A 20,775-nucleotide genomic window follows, 5' to 3' on the forward strand; every position below is an offset into this window, starting at 1 on the left:
GACTCCCCCTCCTGGGAGGGGTTAGGGGTGGGTTGACTCCTGACTCCTCCAAGGAGACGATTCATAAATTTTATCATTTTCTTTGTGGGTTTAATACCCCACCGTCAACGGGGGTGTTCAAAATTACTTGGGGGAGCGAATCCCCATGTAATTTTCCTCCTGTCTCCTGTCTCCTGTCTCCTGTCTCCTGTCTCCTTCTTCAATTTTAATAATGGTCTCTATCATTATAAAATATTAAAAATATTGATAGTAAACCTCTAGGCATTATTGCTTGGGCATTATCTAGAAAATCTCAAAATGAAAATCTAAAAATTCAAGGTAGAAAATTCAACTAATAACTTAAGTTTACTGACAACTTACAACTGATAATTGAAATGACTGATTAATATTCTTTCAATAAACTTTAAAACAAAAATCTAGTGGGATAACAAAGCTAAAATGACAGAATTCTGGAATCAAGTTTTAAACTTCGCAGAAACAATAACTTTTCGAGTAGGAAATCAATTATTAAAAGACTTCGGAAATGTCACAGCAGATGAAAAAGCTGACGGTAGTTTAATTACTAAATCCGATAAATGGGCAGATAGAGAAATTAGAGAAGCGATCGCTCATACTTTTCCCACTCATGGAATCTTAACAGAAGAAACTCAACAGATATTTCCTAGTAATGAATGGTGTTGGATTATTGACCCCTTAGATGCTACTACAAACTTTGCTAAAGGTATACCAATTTGGGCAACTTCTATCGCCTTATTGTATCAAGGTATTCCTATATTTGGTTATATACATTTGCCTCCATTACATCAATCTTATTATGGTTTTTATTATCAAGAAAATCAGACTTATTTATCGAACCCACCTATCACCAGAGCATTTTTAAATCATCAACCAATTCAACCAAATCAAGACAATATTACTGGTAATCATTTATTTAATCTTTGTTCCCGAAGTACCAAAATTTTACCTCAAATTCCCACAAAAATTAGAATGTTAGGCATAGCAAGTTATAACTTTTTACTTGTAGCTTGTGGTGCATCTATTGCAGGAGTTGAAGCTACACCTAGAATTTGGGATATTGCAGGAGCTTGGGTAATAGCAAAAGCTGCAGGTGCAGTGTGGATACCATTAGAATCTACAGATATTTTTCCTTTAAAAATTGGCAAAGATTATTCGAGTCATCCCTTTCCTACTTTGGTTGTCGGAAATCAACAATTAGTGTCATATTTTTTGCCTTTAGTACAACCTTTAAGAAAGTAGGAGAAGGAAGAAGGAAGAAAGAAGAAGGAAGAAGAGGGAAGGAGGAAGGTTGATTACCGAAAAATTAGGTTTAAAGCCTCTCCTTGTTTAAGGGTTGAGTATCCTCTATTGACTCCTGATATCATGTCTCATTAAATAATTGTAATAAACAATCTTTACCCAACCTGGTAGGGACGTTGCATGCAACGTCCCTACATTGCGGTTAATTAATGTTACTTGATATGACTCGTGACTCCTGACTACTTCTTCAAAGGAAATAGTAAAATTTATAGCAATACTAAACGTTTAAAGGTTTAGCATCCTCTACTGACTCCTAACTCCTAACTCCTGACTCGTGACTCCTGACTCCTTCTTCTTACCCACTCAACAATTCCATCTGCTAATACCTTTGCTAACTTCTGTTGTTCTTGAGAATTCATAATCCATTCAAATTCATAAGGATTAATCATAAATCCTAACTCCAATAATACAGAAGGAGCTATTGTCGGACGAGCTAAAGCTAAATTATTCCAAAATACCCCATAAGAAGGTCGGTCTAATTTTTCCACTAAATAATTATGTAAAAATACTGCCAAACTATGAGCTTGAGCATGATACCAAAAAGTACCTATTCCCTGAGTTTTTAGAGCATCGCCATAATCAGGTAAAGCATTATAATGAACAGAAAGTGCTAAATCTGGAACTTGTTGATTAATCATTTCCACGCGATCTTTAGGATATAAATCCTCTTCTGCTTTTCGTGTCATATATACTGAAGCACCTCGTGCAATTAACTCATCCTGTAATAACTTTGACACAATTAATGTCACATTTTTTTCCGGATAACCAGTAGGACCTCTTGCCCCTAAATCATTCTCACTACCATGTCCAGCATCAATCAAAATTTTCATTCCAGTCAGAGGTTTATATGCAGAACTAATTCCACTTTTGACTACCGGAGGATGTCGTAAAGTTAATCGCAAAGTTGTACCATCATACTTTAATTTATAACCCCATTGTCGGTCTGTTTTTAAATAAAATTTATATCTAACTGCCTGTTCATTTTCCACTGTTGAAGTTAGAATTGGGTGCCAGTCTAATCGTTCAATTAAAGGGTCATCATCCAGACGAATAGTATCAGTTTGAGCCGTAGTATTATGCAGAGTTAAAGTTAAATAGCGATCGCCCTGTTCAACTGTTATTGGCACCGGTACTTGCAAAGGAAATTTGATTTCTGTTGCACCTTGAACTTGACGAGAAATAGCACTCCTAATTACCGAACGCGGTGGTGCTGCATCTGTAGAGATCTTAGTCTCATCTGCTTTTATCCAACCTCCATAGTCAAGGCGTAAATAGTCTCCTTCTTTCCCTGTAATCAAAGCTTTAGTACCTTTTGGCAAGGGTGTCAAGCGGGAATAAGTGGTACTAGGTCCGGTTCTGGCAACTCCCTCTTCTACAGTCACCTCCGCCACCTCAAATGTAGTCGCAGAAAGAATAGTCACTTTTCCCGGTGCTTTTTGAGTCACCGTTTTCCCCCTGACACTTAGTTTAAATTCAGGTTGACCTAACTCTCCTGCTTTCTCTGCTTTCGCACAACCTTGATAATATTCTCCCACAGAGGGAACAGGTTGATTATCTCCTGTTAATACTGCCAAATTTCCTGGTAAATTTACTACTTGAGACTGAGAAAGTAAAGGAATAGTTTGGGCAGCTAATAAAACAGAAATATTAGCATTTGGAGGAGCGATCGCCTGAAAACAAATTAATTCTCCTGGCATTCTGGAAATATCTTTTGCTGGAGTCAAATAGTCTTGACCAAAAGCTATTCCTACTGGTAAAGCTGGTTGATTTGAATTGCGTGTTATTTTTAAAATAATCTCTTCATTTTGATGGCGAAAAGTAAATATATTTTCCCCTATTTGTAATGGAAAACTAGGAGCAAAATGACCAGATTTACTACGCTCATTAATTGGTTTTCCATTAACAGTAACTTCCGCTTCTGGAGAAGCTGTACCAATGAAGAAAATTCGGTCTGAAGTAGTTTTGTGATTGGCTGAAGGATAAGCAATAAATAAATCTTTTTGTCTTGACTTGGAGTCTTCTTTAAGTTGATTATTATCTTCATTATTTTGTGACATTACATCATGTGACATTGCATTAGGGCAAATGGTACTTATTACTCCTAACAATATCATTAATTCCAGGGTGGATAAGCCAATAATTTTCCTAACTACCTTGAAATTTATTGCTTTTCTAGCTATTAGCAATGGATTGAAATTTCCCATATTACTTTTTTGTTTTTTTGAGTTTATATTACTTGATTTTACCAAATTTTTCTGTTTGGGAATTTTGGTGTTAGTAAATTGAACACGCCAAGAGCGATGGAACGGGTAAAATCTCTAATTACCATAGAGTTTGATTTTCCATACAATCTCCAGAGTATCTTAGCAAACATAATACCAATGCCGATAACTGAATGCTTACTTAACTTTTAATGACTTGACAAAAGTTAACACAATTCTGTTGATTTATGTGCAGGTACTTAGTAGAATTAAACCCTAGTTGGAACTAAACTAATATTTCCAGAAGCTTCACTAAAAGCTTTGGAAAATAAACTTTCAAAAATATGAACAGTACGGGAGAAAAATGATTATGTCAATATCTATGGAAGAAGTTTATAAAATTGTTGGTCTGTGGTTTTTTCAAGATACTTTTGGGTGGCATTTGAGTGAGCTTCCTCCCAATGAGACCTATGAAGCACTTACGAAAGCAATGCTTATTTGTGCAAAAGGAGATGGGGTTCTTGCACCAGAAGAAAGAGACTGGATTATAGGTTTCTCTGCAGTTAGAGGAATGCAACCCACACTGATTGAGGAAATGAAAAAGTATGAAGCAACAGAAGATCTAGAAGAAGTTATTAGTCGTACACCTCAAGCAATTAAGGCAAAAAGAGCCGCTATATATTATGCGATTAAGGCTTGTTCAGCGGATGCTGAATATCATAAAAATGAGCAAGCATATGTTCGTAAAATGGCTGGCTTAATAGGTGTATCCGAAGAAGAAGTTACTCAGTTAGAAGCCATGTATTTTGAAGAAGAAAGACTGCGAGAAAAACGAGTTAAACTTTTATTTCCTGACGGTCTACCTTATAGCTCTTGAAGCCAAGGGAAAAAAACATAGACCTATTTTATCAAGCTGATTTTAAGCTACTACTTGGAAATACCTAATCTTCCACCAACACATGTCGGTTTAGTAAACAATTGTAAAGGAAACTTAGGGTTTACTCAAACCATGTGATACGATTTTCCTGATCGAAAGTGTAAGAGCTTCAGAATTTCTTTTAACATAACTTAAGATTCCATGACAGTAAAAACCAAAACAGAAGTTGATTATTTAATTATTGGTGCTGGTGCAGCGGGGTTACAACTAGCCTACTTTTTAGAACAAAATCAGAGAAATTACTTGGTTCTAGATGGTGCTGAAAAGCCGGGAAGTTTTTGGCATAAATTTCCCAGACACCGAAAGCTGATCTCAATTAATAAAGTCTACACAGGTTACGAGGAGAGAGAGTCACAACTAAGATGGGACTGGAATTCATTGCTTTGTGATGACGATCAATTCTCATTTAGTAACTACAGCAAACGTTATTTCCCAGATGCTGGAGATTATGCTCAATATCTGGAAGATTTTAGTAAGCACTTTCAACTTAAGATTAAATGTGGAACTAAGATAGTTAAAATCTCTAAAAATAACCAATTCTTTGTTACTGACGATCAAGGCCATGTTTATACCTGCCGCCGTCTAATTATAGCAACAGGAGTCTCCAAGCCCTATATTCCTGATATACCGGGTATTGAGCTGACCGAGAACTACTTTGATTTTCCCTTTGATCCTGAAGAATATGTTAATCAGAGAGTGTTAATCATCGGCAAAGGAACATCGGGTTTTGAAACTGCCAACCATCTAACCGAGACAGCAAGAGTAATTCATTTGTGTAGTCCCAACTCCATTAAATTTGCCTGGCAGACACACTTCTCTGGCCATTTGCGAGCAATTAATACACCGTTTTTAGATACATATATACTCAAAGGTCAGAACTCTGTACTTGATGCCAGCGTTGAGAAAATCGAATATAAAAACGGAGAGTATCTGGTCGATATGTGTTTCTCTCATGCTGATGGACAAAAAGCTGTATTCGCTTATGACCGCGTCCTTTGTTGCACTGGTTTTCAGTTCGATAGTTCCATCTTTGATGATACCTGCAAACCAGAATTAGATATTCACGACAAGTTTCCGACAATGACCAGCGAATGGGAATCTACCAAGATTGCCGATATGTACTTTGCTGGGACTTTAATGCAGGTGCGAGATTTTGACAAAACCAATTCCAACGTGATTCATGGATTTCGTTTTAATATTAAAGCCCTCAGTCAAATACTAGAACAGAAATATCATGACAAACAATTGCCATACAATACTCTACCGCTTCAGTCGCAAGCAATTGTAGAGAAATTAATTGAAAGGATAAGTACCAGTCCAGAACTTTTTCTCCAGCAAGGTTTTCTCTGCGATTTGATTGTGTTCTCGAAATCAAGTCAAACAGCAAATTACTATGAAGGTTTACCTGTGGATTATGTGCGCGATCGCGCAAGCAGCATTGGCTTTAGCAATGGGGATTTAGCTGAGAACGACCAGTACTATACAATTACGCTGGAGTTTGGTAAAATTGAAGGAGATCCATTCAGTGTCAAACGGGAGAAAGACCCAGATAAAGCATATTTAAGCGCTCACATACATCCAATTGTTCGACGCTTTACTAAGAGTTCTCTACTGTACGAACAGCATATTTATGAGCATTTAGAGAACGATTGGCGACCAAACCAAGAACGCGGTGAAAAATCTGTAATTCGCTCCCTAGAATTCATCGGTCAGTCTGACTATAGTCAGTTTCAAAGCACTTATGCTCAAAAACTTATTGAATTTTTTGAACAGGAAATTAGCTTTACCGAACCATTTGTTCCACCTGCTTTAGTCGGATCAACAAAATGACAATCAAACTGTTGAAAAAAGTCGTCTAATTCACAAAATATCTTGGTGATAAGGTGGTCTTAATTTAAATTATATTGTTCTGAGCTGAGACTGAATTCTTAAAGCCTACTCTCAGCTTTTTTTCTGGCTTTGTCCAATCTGCAGAGTATCAGTTTTCCATGGTTTAAAAAAAATTCAGTTTTTCAGCTAATATCTGAACGTGAGGTTCACTCAACAGTTTAATTAATGATAAACCTGCTATAGGGCGATCGCGTAGCGGTGCGTAGCACTATCGCCACCCTTCCTATTTCATCTAAAATCAAAAAAAAAATACATTACGCACGACGAAATTTACTATAAAAATCAGGAGTCAGGAGAAAATCATAGTGGTCATAATTCAATACGGTTTTGCACTTTGCACTACCAGAAATAATTGATAATATGAATATCGAGAAGCGGATATGGCGATCGCCCGATTATATAATTTATAATACTACCGGACGTTCAGAATTCAGGTAGAAACTTAATGGCAGAAACAACAGCAGATTTCAATGCAGATGTAGTTATTATTGGTGGTGGTATTGCGGGTCTGGCAACAGCTTATTACCTTAGCCAGAAACAAAATCTACAAATTATATTGTTAGAGAAAGACTCTATCCCTAATCCCAACAACAGTTCCTATGGCGATGAACGGATGTATCGCCGAATGTATTCTAATGAATATCTGTCAGAATTGCAAGAGGAAAGCTTGAAAGAGTGGAAAAACCTTGAAGCTCAACATGATTGTCAATTACTGAGACAAAATGGCTTGCTCTTCTACGGCGAAGCTTGGGATGAAGAAACAATAGAAGGTAGTATTCCAGGTGCTCGTCGGGTGATGGAAAAGAAAGGGATTCCATTTGAAGCCTTAAATGCGGAACAACTCCAACAACGTTGGCCAATGCGTCCTAAACCAGATTTTATCGGTTTGTTTGAAAGCACTTCCGGTATGGTTTGGTCTACAAAAGCTATTGAGCTATTTCGATCTCAAGCCGAAACTAATGGCGTATCTATTCACACTGGAGAAGAAACTGTTAGTCTCAACGTGACTATTTCCGGTTCAGTTGAAGTCAAAACACAATCAGGAAATATATTTATAGCCAAACAAGTTGTTTTAACGGCGGGACCTTGGACTAATGATTTACTCAGCTCATTTACAGATCCCCTCAATTTAGAAATTTGGCCGATGTTATGGGGACACTATCGGGTGGAAGAGACTTTACGAGATCAGTTCCCACAATGGTTCTGTTTTCAGCAAGAAAAGCCAGATAGTAACGATGGTGGACTCTACTACGGATTTCCTTGTCATACTCCTGAAACATCACTTATCAAAGTTGGGATTGATTGGTGTCCGCCAGAATTGCGGAGCAAAACCATGAGTACATTTGTAAGAGAACCCGATTCAGAGCTTGCGCAGTTACTCGATCAATTCCTTCGTAATAATTGGGATGGAATTAAGGAGTGTGTGGGTCTGTATTTTAGTCCATACACGATGACAAAAGATACTTTATTTGTGCTAGATCGGCTTCCCGGATATCCACAAATTAGTCTTTTTACAGGTGGATCGGGTCAAGCGTTTAAGTTTACACCACTTTTAGGCAAGTTGCTTGCTGAGTTAGTTTTAGATCAGCCCCCCTCTTTTGATTTATCTCCCCTCAGTGCTAGTCGGGAGTGTGTTAAGCCGTTGTCCACTGTTTCTGCATAATCTTTGAAAATTGCCAGGATGCCATGAATTGAGAGAACATTCAGCATCCTGGTTTTGCTTATTCTTTGTAAATGCGAAGATGGGTGTGTGAATAATCCATTGAAAACTGACTGGGATTTTCTCGAACCCTAGCGGTAAATCTTGCGTAAAATTGGTTGACAATATCTAAAACATCTTCATGGGAGCGATTAGTGAATGCATTTCGGAAAGTATGCTCACTCCAAGAACGAATTGTTTGGGTAAGTCCTTGGGCAAATTTCTCAGTGTCCCCATCTTCTTCGTACTGAGATCGATAAGGACAGGGAATTAAGATGGTTTGTATCTCCCCTAATCTTAACCCAGCTTGATAAACTTCACTTTGGGAATCTTCAAGACAGGCAATAAATTCAGCTTCTGTACGATAATAATTTTGGAATGTAGCACCAACATACTCCTCAGGCTTAATTAAACCCTCAATCTGCATTTGTTTCCAAATCTCATGGAGAACATCATGCATGTTTAAGTCTACCTGATTGTTGCCTAGATAACGCCCTTTTCCATCTGTGGATAAGTTGGCACTGACTATTTGTCCCCCAGATTTGAGTTCTTTCGCCCTCGCTAAGAGAATAGTAGTCCAGTCAAGCTGAGATTGGGCTTGAAAAATGGCTTTATCTTCTCCTTGGTCGCAAACATTAATATGGGTATGGTAATTTAAGTGCTTAGGCAACTTACTTAACCAGTGCATAGCTGTGGAGGAGAAACCAAAGTCTAGACTATTGGGGGGACAAACAGGTTGATAGAATGAGCGTGGAACCATTGAAACGACTAGATTTTGATCGTCTTGCATTAAAAAGGATGAAGTTTGACCCAAGGCATTAAAATCATTACTGGGTAAATCACTAAATATTGCTTCAATAAAAACCCCGCTATTTTGTTTTTTGATTGTATCAAAAATTTGCTGCCATAATCCTTGGGTAGTACCGCCATCTGCAATACCGTAATCAGCTAGTCTTACTTGTGAACTGTTTTGGATGGATTGGATTGCTGTTGTGACTAAATCCCCAGCAGCTTCGAGACAAAGTTTTGCTCCAAGTGTGTTGAGTGAGTAGTCAGATGCCATATAAATTGCCATGTCAGATATTCTCCAATGATGATGATTTTTTTCCTGCTTTTGGGTTTAATTTTTCTCTAAAAAATCTGGCATTTGACATCCCACTCTGGGTTGTTTATCTGCTGCTAAAATTAGGCTTGATATGACTTGTTCGTAGGATTCTTCGCTATTGGTTAGCTCTGTCACAAAAATCTTGACTTTTTTTTCAACTATTTCTTGAACAAATGCATAAATATAGCAGGGGTCTACTTGCTTGAAAATTGATGGGGCATAAAACTCGATTGAGTCGCAAATAACAGCACCAGCACTACTAATTGATTCCGGAATAAAAGTGATGGATTTTGCCTGTAAAATATCAAGTACCGAAGGTTCACTTAGGGGAACATTAGCAGAACCAACAATATATTGACACTGCAAGGAATCAGCAATCTCTGGTGTAATTAGACCACTGATGGAACAAGGAACTAATGCATTACAGGGAATATCCCACCAGTTATGATCCTGTGAGATATTCTTGCAATTTGGAAGATCGGCTCGCTGGGGTACTATATCATAAGTCATGATACTTGCTCCCAGTTTTTGGAGACCTAGAGCAGTAGCTTTACCCACCTTTCCCAAACCATGAACCAGAAAAACTAAGCCCTCAAGATTTTTTCCAAAAATACCTTGAATACTACCCACTACACCATAAGCTGTGGCAATACTCGGGTCAACTTGAGAATCTAGAGATGCCAGAATATAAGGACAGTGGTTTCTGAGATATTCCATGTCCTCCAAGGAAGTATTCAAGTCACAACCAGTGTACATCAAACCGTTAAGCTCATTCAGCATAGAACCGATAAAACTCAATAGCTCTTTCTTGCAGGCTTGACAATCGGCCATCGCTACAACAATTTTACCACCGCTAAAACCTGTATTGTACAGACGATGTTTATTGGTCATAACGAGGGACAAATTTCTACAGTCCTCCCAAGCAAGTGTCTGAGATTTATAAGTTTTGACCCTCAATCCACCGTTACTGGGATGACTCAGGGTTGGTCTGTCTAACCCAATAAAGCATTGCAAACCATCTCTATCTTTCTGAATAATTTTCATCTAAACTAAATTTGTTCTATTTATTATGGTGGATTATATTACAAAGGTTAAAAAAAAACATCAATTCTCTGACAAATTTGTTCCTGTCTTTCTTGCTTCTTCTAGCCAGCTATCAAACTTATCTTGATTTTTCTTGACCCATTCTTCTGCATGGCGACGGATATCTTCTGAGTTACTTTCACCATCTTGTACGAGTTTTTGTTGAGCGTTAACATCTTCAATAGGAATTGAAACCAGCTCAAACAGACGTTTGGCGGCTGGATTAACTTGCAAAAATTTATTGTTTGCTACTATCCGCACTCTATCAACCGCAATACCTAGATTTTTTCCATCTAGCATAGTTTCTTGTTCCGACACTTCTCCCTGTTCTTCTGGTAGAGAAGTAAAAGGTACTTCTAGCCAGATTGCATCCTTACCAGGTTCTAACACTGCAGGTATCCAATGGGGAGTGTAAAGATAATAGAGAATAGGTTTTTCCAGTCGGTTGCGAGCTACTACATCTGCCAACAAAATATCATAATTACCTTGATCGTGTTCAACGGTATCTCTCAGTCCATAGACATCCAAGTGATGCTCAATCACTAATTCACAACCCCATCCAGGATTACAACCTGCTAAGTTAGCTTTGCCATCACCATCTGAGTCAAAAAGTTGGGCAATTTTGGGATCTTTAAGTTGCTCTAAGCTGATAATTTTATATTTATCAGCAGTTTTTTTGTCAATTTGATACCCTTGTAAAGCATTGTCAACAATAATTCCCACCCGCTTGAATTTATCTTCGCCTCCGTTTTCTATAAAAAATTTATTTTGGAGTTTTTCCCAATGATCGGTGTAGAAATCTAATTCTCCGTTACTAACAGAAATATGCACTACGGGAACACTGAGCTGTTTGACGGGTTCAGTTTGATAACCAAGCTTTTCTAGACCAATATTAATAATTTCTGTTAAAAATGCTGCATAGGTTGTGATACTAGAGCCAGAGCTTACTTTTACCCCTTTACCCGGCATCGTTTGGTCTGTTGATTCAGGATTAGATTGGATAGTCGGTTGACAGGCAATTAAACTGATTGACAGAAAAGCTAGAACTATTTTTAAGCAGTGTTTTTTTCTTTTTCGTTTCATTTTCGTTTTTTAAGCTAGTTTTAGTCAAGCAATGGCTTAATTTTATTCCATAGAGCTAGTGGGTATCCTAATGGTGTTTATGAGAGACCTGACATCAAGGTATAAACCATAAAATTTAAAAAATCTCAAAGCTATACACAGTATGATTTTAGGCAATTCAATTTAACACCATATCATAAAATGAAGCTAATTGATTTGAGATTTTTCCATTCGCCAAATGGAGTTTAATTAGGGTTTGCTGAATAAAGTCTTATGGGTGAGGGTAGGAGACAGGAGACAACCCACCCCTCGCCCCTCCCCCTCCCAGGAGGGGAGAAATGGGAATGAGCGAGGAAGTAGGAGTAAGAATTCTAAGAATGATTTTTCTGCCCAACTATGCGCCTAAAATACGCTCCTTTTTGAGCGTGAAGAGCTGAAAACCAGGTACTTTTTTCGACCAAAAAAAGGCTAAAACCTTTATCTGTAAATACTTTTAGATTTAATCAGCAAGCCCTAATTATATAAAATATTATTGTCAGTATTTAATAAGTAGTCAGAAAAATTACACTCTCAAAAATCTTGCGGACAATCTGGAAAAAGTTGGCCACGATGAAATTAACCGTTATTTGAACAATGTTGAAACACGGGAAAGAAATTTTGTGGCGTTGCTGAGTGGTAATGATTTTTAGATTAAGTATCAACGCAAAACATAAGTTTTTCAATTTTACCTTCAGCTACTTACCATTACATTTCAGCAACGCCCAGTTTGCTGATGGAGCAGTAGAGCTTGATTTTGTTCCTGGTAACCATGTTACGATGATGCGAGAGCCAAATGTTCCGGTTTTAGCTGAAAAGCTGAGAGCTTGCCTGGCAAGAGTAAATGATAAAGGGTGACACAATGACTACTGCAACAAGTTATAAACAGACGCCATATGGCAAGAGGATGTATAACGTCACTAGACCTATCAATACTGATGTAGCGAGAAACTATCTGAAAGTAATAGTGGCGATCGCTAGTGCTGATGGTGAGTTAGCACAGAAAGAATTAGATTGGTTTCTGGAAGAACAGCAGCTGCTGGGAACACCATCTGACCTGATCGAAGAAAATGTCCTAAATTTCGATGGAAAAAATGCGGACATCGAAGAGCTATTGGGCGGTATGCATTATGATTTTTCTCTAAATTTTCGCTGTTGTATGTTGTACCAAGCGATCAAAATGAGCCGTGCCGATGGAGTGTATCACGAGAAGGAAAAAGCCGCTGTTGCTCGAGCCGCGCAACTGTTAGGAATTGAACAAAAAGTACTTGTTAGTATTGAGTCTTTGGTAGAAATAGAAGAGTCGGCAGCTCGGCTACGATTTGCGATCTTTGAAACTGACGTTGAATAGTTTAGCGTACTAGGTTAACATCTCCCCCGGTGAAACAGGGGGGCAAAAGAAAGTTTTGTGTAAGCATTTAGCTTTCAGCTTTCAGTCATCAGTTTATGCGCTTTTAGCTGACGGCTGACTGCTTACAGTTTTGTTCCCTGGGGGGCTAGGGGCAATGATGAATGACTACCTCTTCTACAACTTCCCTAAATCCTAACTCTTAACTCTTAACTATTGCCTACTGCCTACTCCCTACCCTAACAAAAAGACTTTCTATATGCAAACCCTAATTAGTATTACTAAATCGTTTGGAAAAATTGTCGATCGCCTGTTGTAGATCGTCTTCTGTGAGAGACTGTAATACACCGAAAGTAAATGGTTGTTGATTAATATATTGTAGATAAGACCCACTTAGATATGGTAATGATTGAGATTGATTTATCAGATAAGCTTGAAAAAAGGCTAAACCTAGTACCTGGATAAAAGGATAAGCTAAAGTAGGATCGGGACCAATTAATTTGATTGGTAGTTCTATAGAAACTTCCTCTTCTTCTTCTACAGCAATAAACGAAAAGTGAGTTGCTGGTTCACTAATAACTAAATATTTATCTGTAGTAGTTAAGCTAATGAATGGATAAATTTGCTCTGGAATTGGTGGAGCAAAAATATCTCTAGTACTAGCAACAATCATCAAGGGTATTGCAATTTTACTAATTTTTTCAGGTCCAAATACACCACTACTAATTGGATTTATTGCAATAGCTGCTGTGATACGTTCATCTCGTAAATTTTCGGTTATTTCTGCTGGTAAATTACTCGTTTGACACTGTAATAATAGAGATAAATTAAAGATAAATTTAGTATCTTCAGATTGGCAATCTTTTCGTAGATCTTCTAGGTCTAGGGGAGCACCTGCAAGACTTAAAGCAGTATAACCGCCAAAAGATTGACCTACTATTCCCACTTGTTTAAAATTTAGCTGACCTCGCCAGATTGGATCGGAGTTTATTTTTGCCTCTAATTCATCCAGTAAATATTTAATATCTAGTGGGCGATTAATAAATTCCATTCCATCTACAGGTCTGCTAAAACCTGCAAAGATATTTTCAAGTTTTTCTGCATTTGAACCAATATGTTCTGGTACTATTACTGCAAAACCATGAGATGCTAAATGTTCGGCAAGATAGGCAAAGCTATTTAGGTCTGAACCTAAACCATGGGAAATAACTATTACAGGAATTAATTTATTTCCAGAACTTTTTGGCAGATAAATATTTGCTGGAGAAGAGCGGTCGCGATTAGGATTTCTAAAGGTAATAGATTGTTTTTCCCATCTTATATTTCCTGGTTGTCTTAAATCTGGAAAATTATTAAAATCAATTTTATTCTCACTAAGCGATCGTTCTTGAGCTTGATTTTGTAGCTCTATTACAATCAAGCGTTCTTCTACAAATCTTTCGATTAATTCTTCAGTTAAATTGATACCTTCTTCAAGTTCTATTAACAAATCTCCAGGAAAATTTTTCAACACATTAATAATAGTCAAACCATCTGGTTCTGCAAGAGCTAACTGAAAAGCTGTTTGGAGAGCTGCACTCCCATTTTTATTTTCTCCAGTTTTCAGGATTTTACCTAATCTTTTCAGAACTTCTTGTCCTGCTGGTTCTTCCATAAATGTGTTGACAATAGTAGGATTAACATCAAAACGGTTTTGAAAAAGTTCTCTTAGTTCTTGTTTTTGTTTTTTCAGAACTGTCTGTATTTCTTTTGTTTCTTCTGTTGTGAGCAGCTCAGAATAAAAGGTAAATTCTTTGCTAAATTCTCCTTCTTTAGCAAACCTTTCGATAGATTCAATTGGTATTTTTAGTTGAAAAGGTGGCAAAGAAACTACGATTGGATCTGTAATGTCGAGAGCAGGAATAGAAATTATAAGATTTTCGGCAGCAGAGGCAGAAATAGTGGTAAAAATAGGTGATAATATAGTTAATCCAGCAATCAATATCGAGTTCTTTTTAAACATTTTTAACAAAGCTGATTTATGTTTTAAATTACAGATTTTTATCTGCTGTAATTGAGCTATCTTAACGCCTAAAAAAATGAGGCTATTCCTAGAAATATACTGTGATTTTAACCAATAAAATACCATAAATAACTCCTATTAAATCCAAGTATTATATTGTGCCATAAAATCTCATTTTGATCTATAATGCAGTAATTAAAAGAGAGAAATAGGCAGATATATCCACAAGCATTATTTTTTTAACTAGTATAATATAATAGGAATAAAAACTATTATTATTCTACAGAAAAAAGAAAAGCCTGTAGTTAGAGGTCTGATTCTTACAGTGCTAAAGTGCAACTACAAACAAAGATTTTTTTTGCAGGATTTTTCAAACCAAAAATATAATCAAATATGATAAAATCTAACATTCTTACCACTGTTACCTAATACCATTTCTAAATAGTAAGTGGTTGTGCAAAATTAATTACACATTTATACAAATTGAATTCTTGAACTTCTAAAGAGCGCAGAGAATTGGGATAGGTAAATAATTTTGCTTAGGTACTTAATGCTATATTTGATTACCATCTCCCCATGTCCCCATCTCCCTACCTCCCCATTAGTAAGAGGTCGTTTGTAAAGAATTATGAAGTGTTTTTACCCCTGGCAAATTGGGTATTTCAGCCTATAAATCTGGGATAAATAACCAAGTTGTTACAGTTTAAAGGTCAATCATTGTATACTACAAAACTTTACAAACAGTCTCTAAAGATATATAGCAAACTTTTTGAGATTTGGTATAATTCATTTTGAGAAGGTGTATCCTAGTCTACTAAATGAAAAAAATAAATCTGCTATAATCAAAGGCTGGTAAATAATAGTTGAATCAAAACTCTATGCGGTTAGAGCAGTTGCAAGCATTTCTTTGTGTTGCAGAAACAGGTAGCTTTCAACAAGCAGCGCGAATATGTAACGTCACTCAATCAACAGTTAGCCGACAAGTGCAAGCTCTAGAAAATCAAGTGGGTACTCCCCTATTTCACCGTAGCAGTCAAGCCAAACTCACTCTAGCAGGAGAATGCTTATGGCCTTACGCTAAGAAAATTTGTCAAGCTTGGGAAAGTGCTACCCAAGAAATAACAGAAATGCTTGCCGGAAAACAACCAGAACTTTGTGTTGCAGCTATTCACTCTGTTTGTGCTGCTTACCTCCCTCCAGTTTTGCAAAGATTTTGTCGCCACTATCCAGAAGTAAAATTGCGGGTAACTGCTCTAGGAAGCGATCGCACTTTGAAAGTTCTCAAAGACGGTCTAGTAGATATAGCAATAGTAATGAATAACCGCTTATTTACTACCAGTCCAGAAATGGTAGTAGATGTTCTCTACACTGAACCGATAGAAGTATTAATGGCAGCTAACCATCCCCTCACAAAATACGAACAAATTCCCTGGACTGAACTTATTCGCTATCCTCAAGTAGTTTTCAAAGATGGCTACGGAATGCAAAGATTAGTTAAAGAGCAATTTGAGCGACTAGGGGCAAAACTCAATGCAGCATTAGAACTAAATACCCTCGATGCTTTCCGAGGAGTAGTACGACAAGGAAATTTAATTGCTCTGCTACCTCATTCAGCTTTAATAGATGTTAAACTCGACCCCACTCTTGCCATAAAAACAATAGGAGTAACTCCGAGTACTTCTAAGGTATCATCAATAAGAGATTCTGTTTGGAGTCGTGAGGTGGTGGTGGTGACAACTAGCGATCGGATACAAATTCCTCCGATAGAATATTTCTGGGAGCTAGTAAAAGAATTAATTCCACAGCAAATTAATCAAACCACAGTGTTGAAGAAGTCAGTAGTCAGGAGTCAGTAGTCAGGAGAATGTTAGAGCTGGGGTTTAAATCTTAACTTTAGCATTAGACATCTCCTCCAAAAGAGGGAACAAGGGATAGGTAATATCATGTTCGGTTGAATACTTATAATATCTGTAGACCAAAGGCAGAAGGCAGAGGGCAGCTATGCTGAAGGAAAAGAGCAAGGTTAGAAGGCAGAAGGTTCATTATAACTGACCCGTCCGTTAGCGTAGCTCCCCCGGAGGGGAACATGATATAACAAGGAGAAATAATTGATAATTTATGGATAAGAATTGATTTTATTTTGAATTTTCACGTCAATGTCTATTGACATTACGGGTGACAGTGGAGTATGGCACTACGCAAATAGGGCGCGGACATTTATAAATGCGGATGCGACCCCGCGACGACGACGGCTCGCTTGCGGAATGCTGACTCCTGTGAGGGAACGCGCACCAAGCAGCTCAAAGTTAGTCAGGGATTACTTTTGACTTTTGACTTTTGACTTGCGCGTAGCGCTATATTACAGCACTTTTTAGGAAGCGTGAGGTACAGTTTTAAGGTTAATCTTTTTTTCCTACTCCCTACTCCCTACTTGCTACTCCCTAAAGTCCTAAAATTTTGTACCCGATCAACTCCAAAACTGCTGTAAACTAACTAAACAAAATCAAAAAATAAATACCTAATTAACCAGAGAGAAAAATTAAATGAGCGATCGCTTTCGAGAATTACTCAGAACCATTGGTAGTGGCCCCCATACAGGGAAAAATTTAACCCGCCAAGAGGCAGCAGCAGCAATGCGGATGATGTTGTTGAAAGAAGCAAAACCAGTCCAGGTCGGTGCTTTTTTAATTGCTCACCGTATTAAACGGCCTACTGGAGATGAGTTGGCAGGAATGTTAGATAGCTATAACGAATTAGGGCCAAAACTGCAAAGTCAACCATCGATGGGTGTAGTGACAGTATTAGGTTGTCCTTATGATGGGCGATCGCGTACTGCACCAGTTACCCCACTCACAGCTTTAATTTTGGCAACAGCAGGAATATTTGTTGTGATGCACGGTGGAGCGCGAATGCCGACAAAAGAAGGAGTACCTTTTATTGATATTTGGCAAGGGTTAGGGGTTGAATGGGAAAAACTATCGCTGGCACAGGTGCAACAAGTATTTGAACAGACTGGTTTAGGCTTTGTTTATCTACCAAAACATTTTCCCCAAGCAGATGCTTTAGTAGAATATCGTCGAGATATTGGTAAACGACCGCCTCTAGCAACAATGGAGTTAATTTGGGTTCCCTTTTCAGGAGAAGTTCATTTGGCTGCGGGATATGTTCATCCTCCTACAGAAGGTATGTTTCGAGGAGCATTGGAATTACAGGGTGTGAAAAATTATACAACAGTCAAGGGGTTAGAAGGAAGTTGTGACTTACCTCGCGACCGGACAGCTATTATTGGGGTATCGATGCCATCTGACAACTCTGCCACATTTGAACGTCTGTTGTTGCATCCGAGTGACTATGGTTGTGGAGGAAAGGAGGTTTCATTAAGCTCTACTGCGGAGTTAGTAGAGCAAATGCAAGAAGTTTTGCAGGGTAAGGTGAGTCAGTTAATGTCAGCAGCTATTTGGAATGGAGGTTTTTATTTATGGCGTTGTGGAGTTTGCTCTGATATTTGCGAAGGTTTGTCTAAGGCGGAAAGTTTATTAAGTAGTGGTGAAGTAGGGGAGAAGTTGAGAGAAATTCAAGCTAAAGTTCAGGTGTGAGGAGTTAGGAGTCAGGAGTCAGGAGTCAGGAGGGAAGAAAGGAGGAATGCATAGGAATTAACAAAGTCAAAAGTTATTTTTCTAACGGGGATTTAAACCCTCCCCTCCAAAAATATTTCTCCTTAAAAGGTAAGGTTGCGCGACTCATATTATTTTTATAAAGGAGAATAGTATTGATAATTTCAGTATTTCTTTGGTACTGTCGGTACTGTCAGTCCTTAAATTTTATTATAACCGATCCGTCCGTAATTCGTAGCTCTCCCTCCGGGGGAACATTATATAAAACAGAAAAAAACGATATAGGTTGGATTCTTTAACCTTATTATATCGTCAGCAGTGCGTAGCGTGGTTTTAACCTGTATAGCACAACAGCTAATGAATCCGGGGTGTTTTAACCCCTGGAGAACTCAAAGTTAAGCTTAATATTATGAAATCATCCTTAATTGTGATAATTTATAGTGTAGTTACAATTTTATCTTTTACATCCAATTTCGATGCAATAGCAGTTATATATCCACCATTAAAACATTCATCAGAATTTACAAATACTAATACTATTTATCTTGCTAATAGCTGGTATAAATATACAGCTAAAGATGATTCTTATACAGTTTTTTTTCCTGGTCAACCAGAAGAAGAAAATTTATCTGTTGATACTTCTTTGGGAAAACTTAATGCCTTATTAGTTTTCTACCAATACCCAGAAAAACAACGATTTTTTTCTGTCTCTAGCATCAAATATCCAGTCGATCCTAGTCAATATAATCTTGAAAAAGGATTAAATGGAGCGCGAGATGGAGCAGCAATCAATTCTAACTCGATAATAATTAGTGAAAAGAAGATTAGCTATCAAGGATTTCCAGGTAGAGAAATAATTTTACAGTCAAAAGTAAAGCCTAATTTGAGATTACTTTTAAGAATATTTATCGACCCTAGCAGACCAACATTATATAGTTTACAAATAGTTGCTGAAGATGGAAATTTAGATTTTCCAGAGGCTAAAGCTTTTTTAGATTCTTTTAGTATTATTAATACTAATGATTCCCTCTCAAAATTCAGTGTTAAATATGGAATTTAATTAGACTTGATGTAGCTTTAGGTTTTTCAAAGGTCAATGATTCTGAAAAAAGAGGTTTTATGGCTGTTCTATAGATATGGGTGAGAGAAAAGCCAGGCTGAGTTGGGGCAGGCCAACTTGAAAAAGTGATCAGCACTCAGCAGTAAACCTTTAGAAGGGGAATGTTACCCCTGCGCGCACCTTCCGGTTTATAGAACCCATTTAGTATCTGGGGAGATGGGGAGATCGAGAAATATTTGGTAATGGTTGAAGATGGAACATTTTTTTATACCGAATTAAACGGATTTGATATTACAAATTGAAGTACGGAATGTGGGATATATGGTTTATGATTTGGTCATTTATTCAGATATTCCCACTAAAATTAGTTCCGTTCCGTAAGTCCTGAATAATGAAACTCGATCATAATTATTATTTATTCAATGTTATAATTTATTCTGGCTACAAACATACTTAAATTACTAACGGTAATTCGGCTAATATTTGGAAAAAAAATGTTTAACACCACGCTAAATAACAGTTTAACAAAAGACTTAATTACTTTTTGTTTGAACTCAAAGAAAGGAAAAAAAAGATATCATGTTACACGACTATATATGTATAAAAAATTAGAAAACTTATTGACTAATGAAGATGACAAGACTAAAAAAATTTTGGCCGTATCTGGCAGTGCTAACTTGGCAAAAGTTTTAGGGTTAAAACTAGCGGAAGTTTATAATACGAGTTATCCAGAATGTAATCTAACCAATCTAAATTATGAAGATAATTTTTTTGATTTTTGCGTTTCAGACCAAGTTTTAGAGCATGTTGCTGAAAATCCTTACAAGGCTTTTGAAGAAAGTATTCGAGTTGTTAAACAAGGAGGATATATATGTCATACAACTTGCTTTATCAACCCAATACATGGTGGAAAAAATTTCGATGATTACTGGAGATTTACTCCTAAAGCTTTGGCGTTAATGAGTGAATCCCACAATCTTAAAATAGTTGAAGTTAATGGTTGGGGTAATCAAGAAGTATGGTCTTATATTCAAATGGGTTTTAGAGGTCATAAAATTCCCGAAGATCCAGATAATCCAATATATCAATTAGCAATGAAAAATGAGCGCTCTTGGTATATAGTTACTTGGATTTTGGCACAAGTTCAATAATCATTAAACAGAAGTCGATCTAGCTCAAGATTTGACCGATATGGGAAATATCAAAATAGGACGTTAAACGAGTTATGAAATAGCTGAGTAGAGTAATAGATAATTAGGGTTTGCTGAAAAAGTCTTATGGGTGAGGGTAGGAGTCAGGAGTCAGGAGTCAGGAGTCAGGATTTAGGGGAATTATAGAGGAGGTAGGAGCTAAGTTTTGTAAGAATGATTTTTCTGCCATAATCGTCCCAAAATACTAGCTTTTTGAGCTTTTTCCACCGA

16 protein-coding genes are annotated in these 20,775 nt (G+C 37.3%); 11 read left to right on the forward strand and 5 right to left on the reverse strand.

Annotation, left to right across the window (positions count from 1 at the left end; genetic code table 11):
* The first annotated feature begins 438 nt into the window (after positions 1-438).
* Positions 439-1,257, forward strand: coding sequence for an inositol monophosphatase family protein (locus F6K06_RS05365; protein ID WP_124147840.1), 819 nt, complete (start codon positions 439-441; stop codon positions 1,255-1,257).
* Positions 1,258-1,577: 320 nt separating this feature from the next.
* Here F6K06_RS05365 and F6K06_RS05370 read toward each other — a convergent pair whose 3' ends face one another.
* Positions 1,578-3,374 (reverse strand): N-acetylmuramoyl-L-alanine amidase, encoded by a 1,797-nt coding sequence (locus F6K06_RS05370; RefSeq protein WP_287240679.1) that lies wholly within the window; start codon positions 3,372-3,374, stop codon positions 1,578-1,580.
* Between the two features lie 514 nt (positions 3,375-3,888).
* On the opposite strand from F6K06_RS05370, the gene F6K06_RS05375 reads away from it, so the two are divergent.
* The 3 genes from F6K06_RS05375 to F6K06_RS05385 all read left to right on the forward strand — a co-directional run bounded on the left by F6K06_RS05375 (position 3,889) and on the right by F6K06_RS05385 (position 8,008).
* Entirely contained in the window at positions 3,889-4,395 is a 507-nt protein-coding gene (locus F6K06_RS05375) for a TerB family tellurite resistance protein (RefSeq protein ID WP_168186749.1), read from the forward strand.
* Positions 4,396-4,596: 201 nt separating this feature from the next.
* Complete coding sequence (locus F6K06_RS05380) at positions 4,597-6,285, forward strand: NAD(P)-binding domain-containing protein (protein ID WP_287240551.1); 1,689 nt, start codon at positions 4,597-4,599, stop codon at positions 6,283-6,285.
* A 505-nt stretch (positions 6,286-6,790) separates the two neighbouring features.
* Entirely contained in the window at positions 6,791-8,008 is a 1,218-nt protein-coding gene (locus tag F6K06_RS05385) for an FAD-dependent oxidoreductase (protein ID WP_287240548.1), read from the forward strand.
* A 58-nt stretch (positions 8,009-8,066) separates the two neighbouring features.
* Here the strand turns inward: F6K06_RS05385 and F6K06_RS05390 are convergent, their stop codons facing one another.
* The 3 genes from F6K06_RS05390 to proX are packed head-to-tail and all read right to left on the reverse strand — an operon-like array spanning position 8,067 to position 11,315.
* Positions 8,067-9,119 (reverse strand): hypothetical protein, encoded by a 1,053-nt coding sequence (locus tag F6K06_RS05390; protein WP_287240545.1) that lies wholly within the window; start codon positions 9,117-9,119, stop codon positions 8,067-8,069.
* 45 nt (positions 9,120-9,164) lie between these two features.
* Positions 9,165-10,193, reverse strand: coding sequence for a Glu/Leu/Phe/Val dehydrogenase dimerization domain-containing protein (locus tag F6K06_RS05395; protein ID WP_287240542.1), 1,029 nt, complete (start codon positions 10,191-10,193; stop codon positions 9,165-9,167).
* A gap of 60 nt (positions 10,194-10,253) precedes the next feature.
* Entirely contained in the window at positions 10,254-11,315 is a 1,062-nt protein-coding gene (gene proX, locus F6K06_RS05400) for a glycine betaine/L-proline ABC transporter substrate-binding protein ProX (protein ID WP_124146765.1), read from the reverse strand.
* 235 nt (positions 11,316-11,550) lie between these two features.
* Between proX and F6K06_RS05405 the strand changes: the two genes are divergently transcribed.
* From F6K06_RS05405 to F6K06_RS05415, 3 genes are all read left to right on the forward strand, one after another.
* Positions 11,551-11,700, forward strand: coding sequence for a hypothetical protein (locus F6K06_RS05405; protein WP_287240540.1), 150 nt, complete (start codon positions 11,551-11,553; stop codon positions 11,698-11,700).
* Between the two features lie 272 nt (positions 11,701-11,972).
* Complete coding sequence (locus F6K06_RS05410) at positions 11,973-12,188, forward strand: hypothetical protein (protein ID WP_124155648.1); 216 nt, start codon at positions 11,973-11,975, stop codon at positions 12,186-12,188.
* 4 nt (positions 12,189-12,192) lie between these two features.
* Complete coding sequence (locus tag F6K06_RS05415) at positions 12,193-12,681, forward strand: TerB family tellurite resistance protein (protein WP_124155649.1); 489 nt, start codon at positions 12,193-12,195, stop codon at positions 12,679-12,681.
* A 265-nt stretch (positions 12,682-12,946) separates the two neighbouring features.
* On the opposite strand, the gene F6K06_RS05420 is transcribed toward F6K06_RS05415, so the two are convergent.
* Positions 12,947-14,680, reverse strand: coding sequence for an alpha/beta hydrolase (locus F6K06_RS05420; RefSeq protein ID WP_161565107.1), 1,734 nt, complete (start codon positions 14,678-14,680; stop codon positions 12,947-12,949).
* An 878-nt stretch (positions 14,681-15,558) separates the two neighbouring features.
* Here F6K06_RS05420 and F6K06_RS05425 point away from each other — a divergent pair.
* The 4 genes from F6K06_RS05425 to F6K06_RS05440 all read left to right on the forward strand — a co-directional run bounded on the left by F6K06_RS05425 (position 15,559) and on the right by F6K06_RS05440 (position 20,505).
* Positions 15,559-16,536, forward strand: a complete 978-nt coding sequence (locus F6K06_RS05425) for a LysR family transcriptional regulator (protein WP_124146768.1) — start codon at positions 15,559-15,561, stop codon at positions 16,534-16,536.
* Between the two features lie 687 nt (positions 16,537-17,223).
* Positions 17,224-18,276 carry an anthranilate phosphoribosyltransferase family protein gene (locus F6K06_RS05430; RefSeq protein WP_124146761.1) on the forward strand — a complete coding sequence of 351 codons (1,053 nt, stop codon included), beginning with the start codon at positions 17,224-17,226 and terminating at the stop codon, positions 18,274-18,276.
* A 427-nt stretch (positions 18,277-18,703) separates the two neighbouring features.
* Positions 18,704-19,354, forward strand: coding sequence for a hypothetical protein (locus F6K06_RS05435; protein ID WP_124155751.1), 651 nt, complete (start codon positions 18,704-18,706; stop codon positions 19,352-19,354).
* A gap of 494 nt (positions 19,355-19,848) precedes the next feature.
* A complete protein-coding gene (locus tag F6K06_RS05440; RefSeq protein ID WP_287240535.1) occupies positions 19,849-20,505 on the forward strand; it encodes a methyltransferase domain-containing protein in 657 nt (218 codons plus the stop codon).
* Positions 20,506-20,775: the final 270 nt, after the last annotated feature.

Origin of the sequence: Okeania sp. SIO1H4, from assembly GCF_010672695.1 — a bacterium.
Lineage (GTDB): Bacteria > Cyanobacteriota > Cyanobacteriia > Cyanobacteriales > Microcoleaceae > Okeania > Okeania hirsuta.